Here is a 1,187-nt window from a genome sequence, read left to right as displayed (position 1 = left end):
GCGCCCATGATGCGCGTCCTCGGCCGGCTGCTGCGCCCGGCGGCGCGGCGCGGCGCCGAGCCGGGCGCCTCCCTGGACCTGCTCCCCGCCGCGCCGCCTCCCGGCGACCTGGCATGGGCCTCCGCCGATCCCGTCATCACGGACGCGTTCGCGCGGGCGACCGCCGCGATCGAACGGGCCGGGCGGCAGGTGCTGCCCGACCCGGTGCGGGACGTGGTGGCCGCGCGGATGGACGCCTGGGACGGCACGCCCCCGCCGATGGGCCGCGACTGGCTGGAGGAGGCCGCGGCCCCGCTGCCGGACGCGTCGCGCCCGGCGGCGCGGCTGGCGCTGCTCACGGCGCTGGCGTCCTACCGGGTCGGGCCGGCGGACGTGGCCGCGTTCCGGCGGACCGGCCAGGACGACGCGGCGCTGCTCGGGCTCACCGCCTGGGCCGCCCTCGCCGCCGCCCGGAAAACCGGCGCGAAGGCGGTTTATACAAACGCTCCCACGGAAAAGAAAGACTGAATCTCCACCACGACGTTCGGCCGCCCCCTCTCAAATTGCTGCACCGTCCTCTGGGGGACGCCTGCGGTCCACGTCACGGCGCGCCAAATGCCGCGACCCCGGAGCCTTTCCGGCCGCCGAATGCAATTCCACTACTCAGTGTCACGAAACAAACCTCTCCGCGAAGAGTCCGCCGCGACCTGCCCGAACACCGCACGGATTCGGCCTCCGACCAGGGGCGGAGGGGTTGCTGACCAGCGGGTCATAGGGTTGCACAGGGTTGCAACAAACCGACTAATCGGTTTGTAATGGGGTCACATGTCCCCGGAACAACGGGTCGGCTCCCCCCTGCCCTCTCGCCCGTTCCGCGGGTCCGCATGGGTCTTTGTTCCGTTCCGTAAGGTGTGGAGGAAATCCATGGCACGCGGCGCCGCGCGTCGTCCCGGACCGGAAACGGCCGAAGGCCGCTCCCCCGGCAGCGCACGCATCCCCGCCAGCCCCGCAAGCCCCGCCATCTCCACCGGCCCCTCCGGCGCCGCCGCCGGCCCCGTCTCCCCCACCGCGCGTCCCGACGACCCTGGGAGCCCCGCCATCTCAGCCCCCGCCCCCAGGCCCGCCGCCTCCTCCGACCACTCCACACCGACCCCCCGCCCCACCCGGCCGACCGCGTCCGCCGACCCGGCCGCGTCCACCGCGCCCGG

The 1,187-nt window shown here is 74.5% G+C and carries 1 pseudogene; it reads left to right on the top strand.

Annotated features, from left to right (window positions below):
- A pseudogene (locus tag DZF91_RS40155) lies at nucleotides 1–507 on the top strand (carboxymuconolactone decarboxylase family protein); the annotation flags it as partial.
- Between the last annotated feature and the right edge of the window lie 680 nt (nucleotides 508–1,187).

This window comes from Actinomadura logoneensis (assembly GCF_003428695.1).
GTDB classification, from domain to species: domain Bacteria; phylum Actinomycetota; class Actinomycetes; order Streptosporangiales; family Streptosporangiaceae; genus Spirillospora; species Spirillospora logoneensis.
Note: the sequence above shows the minus strand (reverse complement) of the source record. Positions and strands in the feature narration are given on the sequence as shown.